Genomic DNA, 18,288 nt, shown 5'->3' on the forward strand with positions numbered 1-18,288 from the left:
TGAGTGAATTATTTCAACCACTCATTACTCACTCATTCGCTCATTCACACCTTCACTCATTGGCAAAAACGCTATCTTCGCCCTATGGCAACTAACCAGGCTAAACAACGCATTACCGAGCTTACCGCTGAGCTTAAGCAGCATAATTACAACTATTATGTGCTGGCTCAACCCACTATAAATGATCAGGATTTTGATTTTAAATTGAAAGAACTGGCCGAACTGGAAAAACAACACCCCGAGTTGGCCGATCCTGATTCGCCCACGCAAAAGGTTGGCGGCGAGGTTACCAAGGAGTTTAAAACGGTAAGGCACCGCTGGCCTATGCTATCGTTAGGTAATACCTATAACGAGCAGGAGCTGCTGGACTTTGACCAGCGGGTACGCAAAGCCATTGGCGATAATTTTGAGTACGTAGTGGAGCTTAAGTTTGATGGCCTGAGCATGAGCATTACTTATGAAGATGGCAAGCTGGCCCGCGCCGTTACCCGCGGCAATGGTGTTGAGGGCGATGAGGTGACCACCAATGTGCGCACCATACACACTATCCCTAAAAAGCTAAAAGCTGATAGCGGCTACCCTGATTTATTTGAGATACGCGGCGAGGTGTTTATGCACCGCAAAGCCTTTGAGCGTTTGAACGACGAGCGTATTGAGAAAGGCGAAGTAGCTTATGCCAACCCGCGCAACTTTGCATCGGGCACCATGAAGCTACAGGATTCGGCCGAGGTGGCGCGCCGCCCGCTGGATTGCTTTTTGTATGCCCTGCACATGGAAAAGTCGCCATTTAAAACGCATTGGGAAAGCTTGCAGGCCATTAAAAGTTGGGGTTTACAGGTGAGTAATGATAGTAAACTTTGTGCCGATATTAAGGAAGTGCTGGAGTTTATTAATTACTGGGACACTGAGCGTTTTAACCTGAGCTTTGATATTGACGGCATCGTTATCAAAGTAAACAACTACGGCCAGCAAGAAGAGTTGGGCTTTACGGCCAAGGTTCCGCGCTGGGCAATATCTTATAAATTTAAAGCCGAACGGGTTGAAACCGAACTGCTGAGCGTTGATTATAACGTAGGCCGCACCGGTGCGGTGACGCCTGTGGCTAACCTTAAACCGGTGTTGCTGGCAGGCACCACGGTTAAACGCGCCACATTGCATAATGCCAACGAAATTATTCGCTTGGATTTACATGAGGGCGATACCGTTTATGTAGAAAAGGGCGGCGAGATCATCCCCAAGATCATCAGCGTAAACCCCGATAAACGTAAGCCCGATGCCAAAGCTGTTGAGTATTTAGATACCTGCCCGGCTTGCGGTACGCCATTAGAGCGTAAAGAAGGCGAGGCTGCTTTCTATTGTCCTAATGATGAGGGTTGTCCGCCGCAAATAGTAAGCAAGATGCAGCACTTTGTGAGCCGCAAAGCTATGGATATTGACGGCCTGGGCGATGAAACCATTGAAACCCTTTATCAAAAAGGCCTGCTCAAACACATCAGCGATATTTACGAGCTGTATACCCATGCCGATGAACTGAAGCAAATGGAACGTTTCGGCGAAAGATCCATTACCAATATGCTGGCCGGTATCGAAAAATCGAAAGAAAAACCGTTTGAAAAGGTGCTATTCGGCCTCGGCATCCGTTACGTAGGCGAAACCGTAGCCCGCAAACTGGTAGCTTATTTTAAAACCTTAGAAAAACTACAAGCCGCCACCTTAGAAGAACTTACCGCCGTTGACGAAATTGGTGAGCGCATAGCCCAAAGCCTGGTAGAATACATGAGCGGGGAAGCCCACCTTGCCGAACTGCAAAAGCTGCAAAGTCAGGGTTTGCAATTTATTTCCGAAGAGAAAGAGGTGGTGCTGCAAAGCGATAAACTGGCCGGCAAAACGTTCATTATTTCCGGCGTTTTTGAAAAGTTCTCCCGCGAGGAACTCAAAGAAATAATTGAGCAAAACGGCGGCAAAATATTGAGCAGCATATCGGCCAAGCTGAATTACCTGGTTGCCGGTGATAATATGGGGCCTTCAAAGTTAGAGAAAGCTAACAAGCTGAATGTGCCTATTATTAGTGATGAGGAGCTGATGGGCTTGTTGTAAATGCCCAATTGAATACTCGTAAAACAGGGAATTTTTCGTGAGATTTTAAGCTTTAAAAAAGAAAAAATCAGGGCATAGCAGCCTATTTAACACAATTTAACAAGGCGGTAAAGCAATTATTTGCATCTTTAGGGCACAACCCCTATCATACACAAATGAAATCTGCTTTAACACTTGTCACGATCCTTTTTTTATCTGTTACCGTATTAGCACAAAACTTTACCCTAAGCGGTACGGTGAAAGATAACGCTGGTCAGCCTATCCCCTTTGCCACTATTTTGGTAAAAAACACTACTAAGGGCTCACCCGCCAACGCCGACGGGCAATACTCGCTAACCCTTACTTCCGGCACATATGAGCTGCAATTCAAGGCCATAGGCTATAAACAGGAAAGCCGTAAAATAGAGCTTAAAAGCAATCAAACGCTTAATATTGAACTTGCCATTGAAGCCTACCAGCTGCAAAATGTAGTGGTAAAAGCAGGCGGGGAAGACCCTGCCTATGCCATTATCCGCAAGGCTATACGCAAGCGCAAGGGATATTTAAATGAAGTTAGATCATACACTACCGACACCTATATCAAAGGATTACAACGCATCCTGAACATGCCCAAAAAGTTCATGGGCCGCGACCTTAACCAAATGGCCCGCGAAGCCGGACTGGACTCTAACCGCCGCGGCATTGTGTACCTGTCCGAATCAGAATCTAAACTGGCCTTTATGCAGCCCGATATGTACCATGAGGAAATGGTATCGTCGAAAGTATCGGGCAGCAACCGGGCATTTAGTTTTAACCGGGCATCAGATCTCAACGTTAACTTTTACCAGAATTTGCAGGACTGGGAAGGCTTGAGCAATCGTCCGCTGGTATCGCCCATTGCCGATAATGCCTTATCATTTTACAACTACAAATACATGGGCGAAACCGTTGAAAACGGCGAAACCATTAACCGTATACAGGTAACACCTAAACGCAAATTTGAACCTACTTTTGAAGGTTATATTTATATTATTGAAGATAGCTGGCGCATTCACAGCGCCGATTTAATGCTGACCAAATCGGCAGGTATAAACTTTGTTGATACCCTTACCGTAAAGCAGCAGTTTGTACCGGTAAGCAACAATACCTGGATGCCGGCATCGGTTAAGTTTGAGTTTACTGCCGGCTTATTTAGCTTTAAGGTGGGTGGTTACTTTGTGGCCGTATTTAAAAACTATGATATTGCCCCTAAACTCACCCGTAAAGATTTTGCAGAGGTAATGAAGGTTACTGCCGGGGTAAATAAAAAGGATTCGACCTATTGGCAGCAGGCGCGCCCTATCCCGCTCACTACCGAAGAGATTACCGATTACGAAAAGAAAGCCGTGCTGGCCAAAAAACGCGAATCAAAACCTTACCTCGATTCGTTGGACAAGGTATACAACAAGGTTTCTTTAGAAAAATTCCTATTCTCGGGCGTTAGTGTGCGTAACCGGTATAAAAAGAGCTATTTCAATACCGAATCGGTTATTGGCTCACTACTGTATAACACTGTCGAAGGCGTGGCCATTAACTACGGAGCATCATATACCAAACAAATTGATAGCGCCCGTAACCGGTATTTGCGACTATCGGGTAGGGTACGTTATGGCTTCAGCAATAAATTGCTGCATGGCAATGTTACAGGCATCATTCCTATACAAGATTATACGCTGAGTTTTAGCGGTGGTTCGGATGTGATTGATTTAAATAATACCTTTCCTATTACGGCATTTGCAAATTCGATGGCGAGTTTGCTTTATCGCCAAAATTACCAAAAGCTTTACGATAAACATTTTGCAGCAGTTGGCATATCGCACCGCATAGCCGGCGGATGGCAAGGCAGCATTGGGGCCGAATATGCCGACAGGCGCTGGCTGGACAACACATCCGATTACAGCTTCTTTAAAAAAGACCGTGAGTTTACTTCCAACAACCCATTTACGCCTAACAGTAACACCCCGTTGTTCCCTAACAACCAATCATTTAAGGTAACCCTACGCACCAGTTACGATTTCAGCAACCGTTATGTCACCTATCCAACCGGCCGTTACTACTTACCATCTAAATACCCTAAACTCGAGGTAGCCTATACTAAAGCATTTAAAAACGTTATGGGCTCTGATGTAGATTATAATTTGATTACCGCTAACATATCAAAAAACAACGTTAGCCTGGGGCTTTGGGGTAAGTTTGATTTTTATATTGGTGCCGGTAAATTCATCAATGCCAACAACGTGTATTTTACCGATTATAAGCACTTTTCGGGTAATGAGATACTACTGCACCATGATGCACCAAATTCATTCCTGATGCTCAATTACTATACCAACAGCACAGCCGATAAATACCTGGAAGGCCACTACGAGCATAATTTTGGTGGATTGTTTTTAAGCAAGCTACCGCTCATACGCCGGTTAAAATTGCAGGAAGTACTCAAAGTTAATTATCTCACTACCCCTACGCTTAAAAACTATTCGGAGTTGGGAGTAGGTTTAAATTATATGGGCTTCAAGGCTTTGTACGGATGGTCGTTTAACAGTGGCTTGAACTCCAAAAATGCGCTACGCCTTACCGTTGATTTCTAAAAAAGTTGATACAAACTTAACGCAGTATAAATAAATGGCTCATTTAAAAGGGTAAAATCCTATATTAGCCACCCTGTTATTATTATAAAATGAAAATGTTTCACGGAACCGGAGTAGCCATGGTAACTCCGTTTACTACCGATGGCCAGGTTGATTATGCCGGCCTCGAAAACCTGATAAACCACCTTATTGACGGTGGTGTTGAGTATCTGGTATCATTAGGTACAACCGGCGAAAGCGCCACATTGAATAAGGATGAGAAGAAGAAGGTTTGGGCTTTTACTGCTGAGAAGGTAAACAAACGTGTAAACCTGGTTGCAGGTATTGCAAGCAATAACACCTACGAGGTTGTGGAGGCCATAAAAGGTTTTGAAGCCGAAGGCTATGATGCTATACTATCAGCCAGCCCTTATTACAATAAACCAATTCAGGAGGGTATTTACCAGCATTATAAGGCTATTGCTGAGGCTTCATCATTACCTGTACTTTTATACAACGTACCCAGCCGTACCGGCAGTAATGTAAGCGCAGAGACCACATTACGTTTGGCTAATGACTTTAAGAACATTATAGGCACAAAAGAAGCATCGGGCAATTTTGAACAGTTTAACCATATTATGCGCGATAAACCGGAGGATTTCCTGTTCATTTCGGGCGATGACCCGGTTACCCTGCCTATGATGGCCATGGGTGCTGTGGGTGTAATATCGGTTATTGGCAATGCCGTGCCTCGCCAGTTTTCTGACATGGTACGTACCTGCCTTTCGGGAGATTTTAAAGCGGCCTTGAAGGGCCACTACGATCTTATTGAGTTTACCCGCCTCATGTTTGCCGAAGGTAGCCCAGGTGGCATTAAAACCGCACTTAAGCACTTGGATATTTGCGGCGATACATTGCGTTTACCGCTGGTACAGGTTAGCCCTGCCGCTGCCGATAAAATTGCTGCTGAACTGAAAAAGATAGTAGGCTAAGCAATCTGACATTTAACATAAAGAAGCTTGCTCGTTTGGGCAAGCTTTTTTGTTTGATGAATAATTTAGTCACCATAATCAAGTATAGGATGTGGTCACAAAAAAAGCCCGTCGTTACCGACAGGCTTTTTTTATAAGATAAGTAAAAACTTATTGCTTAAAATTAAGCTTTGTTTTTAGATTCCTGAACTTCCAAACGGATAGCTTGAGCAAGGTTTTTTAAGTCTTGCATACCTTTACGTACGCGGGTACCAGCAGCACTGTTACCTTTGTTGTAGAATTTGTCAGCATCGCCTTCTAATGAAGCGATAAGTTCTTTTACCTGGTTAAATTTGTCCATTTTAATTTACTCCTTTTAAAGATTGAGGTTTATTGTTTTAACTATGGCTAATCTAAAATCTTTTTTTTAAATAAAAAAACGTTTATCAACCCAAAAGTGCGTTTTAAGCACTGTTTAAGCACTTTTTCATTCAAAACAGCCGTTTAATTGAATTATACTATTAATTATCAGTTATTAATTAAATTTTGATAATAACAGTTGCTAATTGTTGAAAACTTTCATTCATAAAAATCGCCCTTATAAGCCTAAAAATGTACTTCTTGAATCAAGATTACCTATAAATCGTTCTTGTAAACACCTCATATAACAAAAAAGCCCTCCGTTAACAGAGGGCTTTTGTATAGCTAAGCTTTTAGTTTAAGCAAGTTCCAGGTTCTTTTCTTTATAAAAACCGTCTTTCAGCTTCTGGGCAACTTCACTGTAAGCATCCAGCGTACGTTGTACATCTTCGAGCGAGTGCGTTGCAGTTGGAATCAAACGCAGTACAATTAATCCCTTAGGAATTACCGGATACACCACAATTGAACAGAAGATACCATAATTTTCGCGCAGGTCGCGGGTTAGGCTGGTGGCTTCAAACAAATCGCCTTTCAAAAATACCGGGGTAACCATCGTATTGGTGTTACCAATATCAAAGCCACGCTCTTTTAAACCTTTTTGCAGTGTAGTGGCAATTAGCCACAGCTTTTCGCGTAACTCAGGTTGCGCCTTCAATAATTCAAAGCGTTTATGCAAGCCCATAACCATGGGCATAGGTAAAGCCTTGGCAAAAGTTTGCGAACGCATATTGTAGCGCAGGAAAGCAATAATATCTTGTTTGGCAGCCACAAAAGCACCTATACCGGCCATCGATTTGGCAAACGTACCAAAGTAAACATCTACGCCATCTATACACTCCTGCTCCTCGTGGGTGCCGGCACCGGTTTTACCCATGGTACCAAAGCCGTGCGCATCATCAATCAGCAAACGAAACTCGTACTTGCTTTTTAGGTCAACAATTTCTTTGATCTTTCCTTGCGCGCCCGACATACCGAAAACGCCCTCGGTAATTACCAAAATACCCCCACCGGTTTGCTGGGTAAGCTTGGTAGCACGTTCCATTTGTTTTTCGAAACTGGCAATATCGTTATGTTGGTAAACATAGCGTTTACCCATGTGCAGGCGTACACCATCTATTATACAAGCGTGCGATTCGGCATCGTATACAATAACGTCGTTACGGTCAACCAATGTATCAATAATGGATACCATGCCCTGGTAGCCATAATTCAATAAAAAGCCGGCTTCCATACCTACAAAATCGGCAAGTCCTTGCTCTAATGATTCGTGGTGCTTGGTATTGCCCGACATCATGCGCGCACCCATTGGGTATGCCATACCATAATCGGCAGCGGCCTGGGCATCGGCCTTACGCACCTCGGGATGATTGGCTAAACCAAGGTAGTTGTTAAGGCTCCAAACCAAATGCTCTTTGCCGTTAAACATCATCATATGGGCAGATATTTCACCTTCCAGCTTAGGAAACGAAAAATAACCGTGCGACCATTTTTGGTGCATACCAATAGGGCCGCCTAAGTTTTTTGATATTTTGTCAAATAAATCCAATGTCTCTAATCTATTTATTCAATTACAAATATAGCGGTTTAAATGCAGGGCAACAATGGTTATAACTTTTTATAATAGGTTATAACCATACCTTCTTGTTTCATTAACTGCGTTCTACCTAAATATAATTAAAATAATTAAGGTGCACAATGGCACTTGCTTCTCCATAGTAAATTAGTATGGAATTACATCAAAAAACAAACCCATACTTATACATGTTTAAACATTAATTGCGTTTATAATTAAAAGATACACCTATGAGCGAATTAAAAGAAAAAGTAATACTCATTACCGGGGCTGCAATGGGTTTAGGATTAGCTACCGCTATTGAAGCTGCTGCCAGCGGCGCAAAACTTGCCCTGGTTGACTACAATGCCGAAGGTTTGGAGAAAGCCAAAGCCGACATTCTTAGCCAATACCCCAACAGTGATGTGTTAACGATAATTGCCGATACATCGAATGAAGATGACGTTAAGAACTACGTTAAGGAAACCATTAACAAATTTGGCGCTATCGACGGTTTTTATAATAATGCCGGTATAGAGGGTAAACAAGCGCCACTGGTTGATTATGACCTTGACGTATTTAAAAAAGTAATTGACATAAACCTGCTGGGCGTTTACTACGGTATAAAACATGTTTTACCTCACATGCAAAGTAAAAATTACGGACGCATAGTGAACGTAGCATCGGTTGGTGGTATACGCGGGGTAATGAACCAAACACCTTATGTAGCCAGCAAGCACGCGGTAGTCGGTATCACTAAAAATACTGCTTTAGAATATGCCCGCTACGGCATCAATACCAACGCTATAGCACCGGGCGCTATCCTCACGCCGATGGTTGCAGGTGCCTTTAAGCAAGTAAACCCCGAAGACCCCGCTGCTGCCGAAGCAGAATACGCACAAGCTAACCCAACCAAACGGCTGGGTAAACCCGAAGAAGTAGCCAAGGTTGTTTGCTTTTTACTGAGCGAAGCCTGCAGCTATGTAAACGGGCAGGTAATTGCCATTGATGGCGGACAATCGAATAGTTATGGGAATGTGTAGTGATAAAGATTGTTTATAAAACCAATCACAGCAAAGCAAAACGCCCGGCTCATATGAACCGGGCGTTTTATTTATATATCTCCGCAGAGATTGCTTCGTTCCTCGCAATGACGTGAAGGGAAACGATTAGTGATCTATTTAATCAACATTATCGTGCAAAAACGAGTTATTGCGGCGAATCTCGGGGTTACCATCGTTATCAGATAACGAGAATTTAGAGATCGAACTTTCGTTTGAGGCAGCTGGTTGTTGCAGCGAAATTTCTTTACGCTTGTAAGCCGGTACGTTTTCCAGTTCCTGTATGTTGCCGTTGCGCAGCTTCATGCTCAGGTCTTTTTTAAACGCATAATGCGCTCGCGCGATTTGCGTAGTTGCTCCTCGATCGATTCATTGGTTTTACCTTCGTCGGCACTTACAACCGGCTCAGGTTCTGGCTCGGGTTGTGGTTGCGGCTGAGAAACGTATTGCTGTTGCGGCGGAGCAGGTGCTTCATTAACCGGGGCAAAGTTCATTACCGTTTCGGTTACTTTAAATACCAGTTCATCGGCCTGTGGCTCAGGGGTTGGTTCCGGCTCAGGTTCCATCAGGTTGTGCCTTACAATTCCTTGTGCCTGGTCTTCCTGCTGTTGAGCAGCAACGGCCATGTTAAACAGGTCGCTTTGTAAAGGGGCGCTTGCCTTAACCATGATCAGCTCTTCTTCTTTAACAGCCGAAGGCTTAACAAATTCGTTCACCGGTTTTACCAGCGGTGTATTTTCGGGCATCAGCATGGATACCACTTTTTTGGTGCTTTCTTCTTTCTCGCGCTCGTCTTTGGTTTGGAAACCGGTAGCAATAATAGTTACCGATAGTTTGTTGCCTAAACTTTCGTCAACACAGTTACCCCAAATCAGGTCGGCAGCTAAACCAGCTTCTTCCTGTATGTAATCGGTAATAATGCTTACCTCATCCATGGTAACTTCCTGGTCAACACCTGAGCTGATGTTTAGCAGAATGTAACGAGCACCCTCAATCTGGTTGTCTTTTAACAACGGAGATGATAAAGCACCTTCTACCGCACGTGAGGCACGGTTATCACCATCGGCAGCATAGCTACCCATAATGGCTACACCGCTATCTTTCATTACGGTACGCACGTCTTTAAAATCAACGTTTATATAACCCGGGTGTGTAATTATCTCGGCAATACCTTTGGCAGCCGTAGTTAAAATATCATCGGCCTGCGCAAATGCCGAACCCAGCGTTAAATTGCCGAATATCTGGCGCATTTTATCGTTCGAAATCACGAGGAACGAATCCACGTATTTCTTCAGTTCTTCCAAACCTTCTTCGGCCTGCATTTTACGACGCTTGCCCTCAAAAGCAAATGGCGTAGTAATTATACCTACCGTCAAAATATCCATTTCGCGGGCTGCTTTGGCAATAATAGGGCTTGCACCGGTACCGGTACCACCACCCATACCCGCAGTAATAAACAGCATTTTGGTATTGCTGCCCAGCATCTGCTTCACATCCTCAATGTTTTCGATAGCCGAATTTTTACCTACCTCGGGTATTGAACCGGCACCCATACCCTCTGTTAAGCTGGCACCCAATTGTACCTTATTAGGTATCGGGCTTAGCTCCAGCGCCTGTGCATCTGTATTGCAAATTATAAAGTCTACGCCGGTAATTCCTTGCTTGTACATGTGGTTTACCGCGTTTCCGCCGCCACCGCCAACACCAACTACCTTGATGATCGACGATTTTTCTTTTAACATCTCAAACTGCATGATACTTATTTTCAGGGGTATGTGATTCGATGGATATTCTGTTTTATGCTATGTAATATTAAAGCTTTTTGCTTAAAATTTATCAACATTTCTAAATTGTTAATAACTTAAAACCTCTCCTAAATAACCCCACCCAAACCCTCCCCGGGAGGGAGGGTTTAAGAGTTGCTTTATTAAGTTTTCCGCCTAAGGCGGAGAGATTTAGAGGGGCTCTTATTTCAAAAAGTCCTCGTCTTTAATATCGTCTTTAATAAACTTTTTACCTGTTTCTAAAATTTTGCCTAACAAGCCAAAACGGCGCTCATCGGTGTATTTTGCTTTTTGCACCTTGGCTTCGGGTTGGGTTAAGGTAATGGTATCGTACTCCATTTTTTGGATACCTTTAATAAGCAAACCTATACCGGTTGCAAAAGTCGGGCTTTGTAATTCCTCGTAAATTCCTTTTGGCAATACCTCGTTTTTGGCCAAATGCTCGGTTGGATAGCCTATGCGGCAATCTAACCCCGTCACGTATTCTACCAGTTGCGATAAGTGCTTTAATTGCGCACCACCACCGGTAATAACAATACCTGCTATGAGTTTCTTTTCGTAACCTGATGATTTAATCTCGTAGTACACGTGCTCAATAATTTCTTCGATACGGGCCTGGATAATGTAAGCCAGGTTTTTTACCGAAATTTCTTTAGGCTCGCGACCACGTAAACCCGGTACGCATACAATCTCGTTCTCCTTGTTCTCATCAGCCAAGGCCGAACCAAATCTTACCTTCAGCTGCTCAGCAATATTGCGCATTACTGAACATCCTTCACGAATATCCTCAGTAATGCTGTTACCACCAAAAGGAATAACTGCAGTATGACGGATAATACCTTCGTGAAAAATGGCTACATCGGTAGTACCTCCACCAATATCAACCAGTACTACGCCGGCTTCTTTTTCTTCGTCGCTCAATACGGCTTCTGACGATGCCAGCGGCTCCAAAATGAGTTCCTGGCTTTCCAGTTGACCTTTGGTAACACACTTTACAATATTTTTAATAGCGGTAACCTGTCCCGATATAATATGGAAATTAGCTTCAAGCCTTACACCCGACATCCCGATCGGGTCTTTAATTCCTGGCTCGTTATCTACCGTAAACTCCTGCGGCAAAACATGTATAATTTCTTCTCCCGGAGGCATCACCAGGTTATACATATCTTCTATCAGCTTATCAATATCTTTACGACCGATCTCGGTATTCAGGTCGCGGCGGGTAATTAAACCACGGTGTTGCAAACTTTTAATGTGTTGCCCGGCAATACCCACATTCACAATACGTATTTCTACGTTTGATTGCGAACCGGCTACCTCAACGGCCTGGTTAATTCCCTGTACTGTTTTGTCAATGTTTGATACCATCCCACGGGTAACCCCAGCCGATTCGGCCTTACCAATACCCAGTACCTCTATCTTTCCATTCTTGCTCCTGCGTCCTACTATAACGCAAATCTTGGTAGTACCAATATCCAATCCAACAACAATTGGCGAGCTCTTCTCTTGTGGTATGCTTTTTTCCATAACTTAATTAAAATTGGGATGTTGTATCTGTTAACGCTTGTTTCTTTTTCAATGAGTCGGGTTTGGCCACGGCAACTTTCTTCACGGTTGCACTGTCGGCCATAGTGGTTTCGCTTTTTACACCTACCACCTGGTTGGCATATTTTACATTAATAACCTTGTACTTATTCCACCCAACCTGTGGCAATGCCTGTTTATAAAATATCTCCAGGTTATGAAACTTATTAGCCAACGAATCGGCATTGCCCAGCATAATACGCTGATTGCCTACACGTGGTATAAGCTCCATTTCGTGGTTTTGATTCACATAGATCTGCGCTATCTGGGCGTTCCATAAGGTGTCTTTCCTAATGAAATCAGCCGTTGCGAATACGTCTTTTGCAAGCCGGGTATGCAGGGTGTCTAATCGGTTAGCAAATAATTCATCTATATAACCATTGGCTACCAAAACCTGCGCCGTAAAATTGTTTGACAACGGCACCTTAACACCATGCTGGTCTATATAAAAATCCTGGTCGAAACGGTTCAAAATGCGTAAAATAGGGTGACGCTGGCTAATTTCTACTTTAATCAACCCGTCCATATCGGCATACACCTCTGCTGACTCAATAAATGGATTTCGCTGTAATTTGTTTTCTAAATCGTGTATATTAATTTGATCAATTTTACGGCCTACCAGCGTGTTGCTGCTTACCCCTAAAATATTATCTACTTCGGCCTGGTCAATAAAGTATTCGTTACCCGGTATGTACACCTTTACGCCTTTACAAGTTACTGCGGCCTTTTTTATACCGATGAAACTCATGAGCACTACCAACCCGCTAAGGCTTGCCACCCAGGCGAAGCCCACCCCTATTTTTTTCCAAAGCTGCTTACTGCCCATGTTCATGATCGTAAAGCTTGTTTTAAGGGTTCCACTAATTGGTCAATATCTCCGGCACCAACAGTTAATAATAACTCCGGTTGCTGCTCTTGTACGTAATCAATAACTTCCTGTTTGCTTAACAGGTACTTTTCTTTTAGTAGCATTTTGTTTAATACCATGGCCGAATCAACTCCCGGTATGGGTAGCTCGCGTGCCGGGTATATATCCAGCATCAGCAGCTCATCGGCCATATCCAATGCCCCGGCAAAGCCATCGGCAAAATCTCGGGTACGGGTAAACAAATGCGGCTGAAAAACAACTGTTAGTTTACGCTCGGGGTACAGCTTTTTCACAGATGCCAAGGCTGCCTTTAATTCTTCGGGATGGTGGGCGTAATCATCAATGTAAACCTTTTCATCTGTTTTAACAATGTACTCGAACCTACGCTTAACTCCTTTAAATGAAGCCAGCGCTGCTTTTGCCACAGCCGGTTCAACATCCATAAACAGGGCAACCTGTATGGCAGCAACCGCGTTTTCTATATTATGAATACCCGGGATGCCCATCTCAATATCTTTGATAACGGTATCACCGCTTTCAAAGTCAAAATAGAAGTTACCGTTCTCTACCCTGATGTTCGTTCCTACGGCATCGGCAGCTTCGGCACCAATGGTATAACTGGTTAAGGTATGCGCTAAGGGCAAACCCTGCTTAGCTATCAATTTACCGCCTGCCTTAATTTGCGAGGCAAACATTTTGAATGAGTCGGTTAAGTGCTCATGGTCGCCATATATGTCTAAATGGTCGGCATCCATTGAGGTGATCACCGCAACATCAGGGTGCAGGGTCAAAAACGAGCGATCATACTCATCGGCCTCCACCACTACAATGTTCGAGTTACCGTATAGCACATTGCTGTTATAGTTTGATGCTATACCACCCAAAAATGCGCTGCAATCTTTACCGGCTTCGGTAAGTATGTGTGTTATGAGGCTCGATGTAGTGGTTTTACCATGCGTACCTGCAACAGCAACGGTAAACATGCTTTGGCTGATGATACCCAATACCTGCGAACGCTTATACAACTCAAAACCCGCCGTGCGGAAATGGTTCAACACAGCCGAATCTTTAGGAATAGCCGGGGTATATATGATGAGCGTTTGCTGATCAGGTTTATTAAACACTGACGGAACAAGACTTACATCATCCATAAAAATGATAGACACACCTTCCTGTTGCAATGCATCAGTCAATGGTGTAGGCGTTTTATCGTAACCGCAAACGGCACAACCCAAATGATTGAAATAACGGGCAAGGCCACTCATGCCTATTCCGCCTATTCCAACCAGGTAAACCTGCTTTATGTTACTTAACTCCATCATTTTTGTTTATCTCTTTCAGGGACACACCCCTACCCCTCTCAAGAAGGGATTTCCTTGTTATCGTTTACTCTCTTTTATAATATCAACCACATGCTGCGCAATTACTTCATCGGCGTTGGGCAATGCCAGTTTGCCAATGTTGGCGCTTAGGGTTGCTTGTTCTTCTTTATTCTTTAATAAATCCAATGCACGGGCCACGAGTTTTTCGGGGGCGTCGGCATCGGTAATAAATACAGCAGCCTTGTTTTGTACCAAAGCCATCGCATTTTTGGTTTGATGGTCTTCGGCCACGTTTGGCGAAGGCACCAGGATAACCGGCTTTCCTACAATGCATAACTCAGCAATTGTACCTGCACCGGCGCGTGATATAATTACATCGGCCGCGGCATAAGCCAAATCCATGCGGTTTAAAAATTCCAGTATGCGAATGTTAGGGTGATAGTTTTCGCCCAAACGCTCCATAATACCTTTGTAGTAAACCTTACCGGTTTGCCATATCAATTGCACATCGGCAGCTATCAGCTTATCTAAACCAGCCATTACACTATTATTAAGCGTACGTGCGCCCAGGCTTCCGCCGGTAACCAAAATGGTTTTTTTATTGGGCGATAGCTGGAAATTATGCAACGCCTCCTCTAACCTGCCATCCGTATCAACCGATTCGCGCCTAACAGGGTTACCGGTTTTAATAATCTTTTCGGCCGGGAAAAACCTGTCCATCTCATCAAAAGCAACACATATTTTTTGCGCCTTTTTGCTGAGCCATTTATTGGTGATACCTGCGTAAGAGTTTTGCTCCTGTATAAGCGTTGGTATACCTTTTAATGATGCCGCGTATAGCAACGGACCTGATGCATAACCACCCACACCCACAGCAGCGTCGGGTTTAAAATCTTTAATAATTTTAGCGGCCTTGCTAATGCTGTTAATGAGTTTTATGGGGAACAAAAAATTCTTCCATACCGCCTTGCGCTGTATGCCTTGTATATCGAGCCCGATAATTTTGTAGCCGGCCGCCGGAACCTTTTCCATTTCCATGCGGCCATTGGCTCCTACAAACAATATCTCGGTATCGGGGGCAAGCTTTTTTAAAGCATTGGCAATAGCCACCGCCGGGAAGATGTGCCCACCCGTACCACCACCACTAATGATGATGCGGAGCGGTATTCCCCCTGCCCCCTGAAGGGGAAGTTTTTGTTCGGTACTATTTCCTTGCTCGTTCGACATTTATTTTATCTTCTATCTTGATTCCTGATTCTTTACTCTTGACTCTATTTTAAGCTACTTCCAGTATCTCTCCTACTACTATCTTATTACTTCCGCCTTCTTTTGCTCCGCTCACTTTCAGTGCCTCGTTTTCATCAATATGGCGGCTTACTGATAATATGATACCAAAGGCCACGCTGGTAAACAGTATTGATGTACCACCCATACTCACCAGCGGCAACGGCACACCTGTTACCGGACCTAAACCCACAGCCACAGCCATATTGGCAAATGCCTGTATAGTTAAGCTAAAACTTAACCCTGCAGCCAGTAAGGCACCAAAGGCTTTGGGCGCTTTGGTCACAATTTTTATACAGCGGTATAATAAGAACAGGTATATCACGATGATAAATAAACCACCTATCATACCATATTCTTCTACAATGGTGGCATAGATAAAATCGGAATACGGGTGTGGTAAAAAGTTACGCTCGGTACTGTTACCCGGTCCTTTACCTGCTACGCCGCCTGTTGCAATGGCAATTTTAGCATGGTCGCTTTGAAACGACTTGTCTTTGTCTACCTTTTCAGGGTGCAGATAGGTTTCAACACGTGACATATACGTTGCACGGCGCGGACCTAACAATACTACGCCCGCCAGCAATACAGCTCCGGCCAAACACACTACGGCTATTTGCTTAACACTAATACGACCAATGATCAACAACAAGATGCTTACACCAAACAGCATCAATGCGGTTGAAAGGTTAGCCAGCGCAATCAGGATAAAAACCACACATACCGACCCCATGATAGGAATGAACGATTGCTTAACGTCCTTTATATTTTCCTGCTTGCGCGATAGTGTGCGGGCCAAATAGGTAATTAAAGCCAGTTTAGCCAAATCGGAAGTTTGGAAAGTTAAACCTGTTCCGGGTATTGCTATCCAACGACTTGCATCATTTACGTGGTTACCAAAAATCAAAGTATATAACAGCAACGGGATGGTAATAACCATCAGCATTTTTGAGATACCGGCATAATAACGGTAATCGAGCTTATGCGAAATATACATTAACGCAATACCACCCAGCATCATAAACAGGTGCTTCATGAGGAATGCCTCATTCGCCTTTCCTTGCTTATAAGCCAGCGTACCGGTAGAACTGTAAACAGCTAAAAGCGATATTACCGATAGTACTATCACGATGAGCCATATCCACCTGTCGCCTTTGGTTCTACTTAATATTCTGTGCATGACCGTTGATTATTATTTCTTTGATTTCACCGATTCTTGTCAGAATCAGAATTTACAGAATTCTATAATTTTCAGAATGACTTACCATCGTTTTATTATTCTTTAAATTCTTTAATTCAGCAAATTCTGATCACAACTCCATTACTGCTTGTTTAAACTGATCACCGCGGTCTTCGTAGTTTTTAAACAGATCGAAGCTGGCGCATGCCGGAGAAAGCAATACAGTATCGCCTTTTGTTGCTAACTCGTAAGCTGCGTTAACCGCATCTTTAGCCGAGGCTGTGTTAACAATGATTTTCACATCATCGGCAAACGCTTCGTGTATACGGCCATTATCGGTACCCATACATACAATGGCTTTTACCTTGCTTTTTACCAGCGAGGTTAGCTCGTTATAATCATTTCCTTTATCAACACCACCTAAAATAAGTACCACCTTTTCGTTAGGCATACCCTCTAAGGCATACCATGTTGAGTTAACATTAGTTGCTTTTGAATCGTTAATGAACCTGATACCGGCAATATCGGCCACGTGCTCTAAACGGTGCGGCACATTTCTGAAGTTGCCCATGCTCTCACGGATATCCCCGTTTCTCAATTCTAATACCTTCGACACAATTCCGGACGCCATTGAATTGTAGATGTTGTGTTTACCCTGTAAGGCAAGTTTGGTGATAGTCATTGTAAAATGATTATTTGGTGTATTTATGGTTAGTTCTTCGCCGTTGAGATATGCTCCCTGCGGCAATGTTTTTTGTATACTAAATGGTAATTGCTGTGCTGCAAATGTTTTACCGGCCATCCCTTTCAGGGTTTCGGCATCATCGGCACAGTAAATAAAATAATCGTCGGCAGTTTGATTTTGCGTTATGCGAAACTTGCTGGCGGCATAGTTCTCTAACTTGTAATCGTACCTGTCTAAATGGTCGGGGGTAATGTTGAGCAATACAGCCACATTAACCCTGAACGCATACATATCATCAAGCATGAAGCTGCTTAGCTCCAGCACGTAATAATCAAAGCTTTCGGTGGCTACCTGGTAGGCAAAGCTTTTACCTATGTTGCCCGCCAAACCCACATTTAATCCTGCATTTTTGAGGATATGGTAGGTTAAGCCGCTGGTAGTAGTTTTACCATTAGAACCGGTGATGCCTATAATTTTCGCATCGGTATACCTGCCCGCAAATTCAATCTCCGATATAACTGGAATACCCTTTGCTTTCAGCGCCTTAATAATCGGAGCCTTCTCGGGTATGCCCGGGCTTTTCACCACCTCAACAGCTGATAAAATTTCGCTCTCGGTATGCTGCTTCTCTTCAAAGCGGATGTTCCACTGCTCAAGCTGGGCTTTGTATTTATCGGCAATAGCGCCAAAATCTGAAACAAACACATCATACCCCTGCTGCTGAGCCAGGTAAGCCGCCCCAACACCGCTTTCGCCGGCACCAAGAATGACCAACCTCTCCCCGGCCCTCTCCAAAGGAGAGGGAGCAGTTTGGTTTGATATGTTATTAGTTTCGTTCATTTAACTTTTGTATAATAATCTTCCTCTTATCTCCTCCCCTTTGGGGAGGCCGGGA

Annotated in this window: 12 protein-coding genes and 1 pseudogene; 4 read left to right on the top strand and 9 right to left on the bottom strand. The window is 43.7% G+C overall.

Going from position 1 to position 18,288, the window contains the following annotated elements; translation table 11 throughout:
* Positions 1-84: 84 nt before the first annotated feature.
* From ligA to dapA, 3 genes are all read left to right on the top strand, one after another.
* Positions 85-2,097, top strand: a complete 2,013-nt coding sequence (gene ligA, locus QE417_RS08655; protein ID WP_311949340.1) for an NAD-dependent DNA ligase LigA — start codon at positions 85-87, stop codon at positions 2,095-2,097.
* 155 nt (positions 2,098-2,252) lie between these two features.
* Complete coding sequence (locus tag QE417_RS08660) at positions 2,253-4,703, top strand: DUF5686 and carboxypeptidase regulatory-like domain-containing protein (RefSeq protein WP_311949341.1); 2,451 nt, start codon at positions 2,253-2,255, stop codon at positions 4,701-4,703.
* Positions 4,704-4,792: 89 nt separating this feature from the next.
* Complete coding sequence (gene dapA, locus QE417_RS08665) at positions 4,793-5,674, top strand: 4-hydroxy-tetrahydrodipicolinate synthase (RefSeq protein ID WP_311949343.1); 882 nt, start codon at positions 4,793-4,795, stop codon at positions 5,672-5,674.
* Between the two features lie 163 nt (positions 5,675-5,837).
* Here the strand turns inward: dapA and QE417_RS08670 are convergent, their stop codons facing one another.
* Positions 5,838-6,014 (bottom strand): histone H1, encoded by a 177-nt coding sequence (locus tag QE417_RS08670; RefSeq protein ID WP_311949344.1) that lies wholly within the window; start codon positions 6,012-6,014, stop codon positions 5,838-5,840.
* A gap of 357 nt (positions 6,015-6,371) precedes the next feature.
* Positions 6,372-7,619: an aminotransferase class I/II-fold pyridoxal phosphate-dependent enzyme gene (locus QE417_RS08675; protein ID WP_311949345.1), complete on the bottom strand. Its 1,248-nt coding sequence runs from the start codon at positions 7,617-7,619 to the stop codon at positions 6,372-6,374.
* Between the two features lie 257 nt (positions 7,620-7,876).
* Between QE417_RS08675 and QE417_RS08680 the strand changes: the two genes are divergently transcribed.
* The gene (locus tag QE417_RS08680; protein WP_311949346.1) at positions 7,877-8,668 is read left to right on the top strand and encodes a glucose 1-dehydrogenase; all 792 of its coding nucleotides are present in this window, start codon (positions 7,877-7,879) and stop codon (positions 8,666-8,668) included.
* Between the two features lie 138 nt (positions 8,669-8,806).
* On the opposite strand, the pseudogene ftsZ reads toward QE417_RS08680, so the two are convergent.
* The 7 genes and pseudogenes from ftsZ to murD form a co-directional block, all read right to left on the bottom strand.
* Positions 8,807-10,440, bottom strand: a pseudogene (ftsZ, locus tag QE417_RS08685) (cell division protein FtsZ).
* Between the two features lie 213 nt (positions 10,441-10,653).
* Positions 10,654-11,997, bottom strand: coding sequence for a cell division protein FtsA (ftsA, locus tag QE417_RS08690; RefSeq protein WP_311949347.1), 1,344 nt, complete (start codon positions 11,995-11,997; stop codon positions 10,654-10,656).
* Between the two features lie 7 nt (positions 11,998-12,004).
* Positions 12,005-12,886 (bottom strand): cell division protein FtsQ/DivIB, encoded by an 882-nt coding sequence (locus QE417_RS08695; RefSeq protein ID WP_311949349.1) that lies wholly within the window; start codon positions 12,884-12,886, stop codon positions 12,005-12,007.
* A complete protein-coding gene (gene murC / locus QE417_RS08700) occupies positions 12,883-14,241 on the bottom strand; it encodes a UDP-N-acetylmuramate--L-alanine ligase (RefSeq protein ID WP_311954630.1) in 1,359 nt (452 codons plus the stop codon). The genes QE417_RS08695 and murC overlap by 4 nt, the downstream gene beginning before the upstream one ends.
* 60 nt (positions 14,242-14,301) lie before the next feature.
* Positions 14,302-15,471: an undecaprenyldiphospho-muramoylpentapeptide beta-N-acetylglucosaminyltransferase gene (gene murG, locus QE417_RS08705; protein ID WP_311949350.1), complete on the bottom strand. Its 1,170-nt coding sequence runs from the start codon at positions 15,469-15,471 to the stop codon at positions 14,302-14,304.
* 49 nt (positions 15,472-15,520) lie between these two features.
* Positions 15,521-16,708 carry an FtsW/RodA/SpoVE family cell cycle protein gene (locus QE417_RS08710; protein ID WP_311949351.1) on the bottom strand — a complete coding sequence of 396 codons (1,188 nt, stop codon included), beginning with the start codon at positions 16,706-16,708 and terminating at the stop codon, positions 15,521-15,523.
* Between the two features lie 130 nt (positions 16,709-16,838).
* Positions 16,839-18,233, bottom strand: a complete 1,395-nt coding sequence (gene murD, locus QE417_RS08715) for a UDP-N-acetylmuramoyl-L-alanine--D-glutamate ligase (RefSeq protein ID WP_311949352.1) — start codon at positions 18,231-18,233, stop codon at positions 16,839-16,841.
* Positions 18,234-18,288 lie beyond the last annotated feature (55 nt).

Source organism: Mucilaginibacter terrae, from assembly GCF_031951985.1.
GTDB lineage: Bacteria > Bacteroidota > Bacteroidia > Sphingobacteriales > Sphingobacteriaceae > Mucilaginibacter > Mucilaginibacter terrae_A.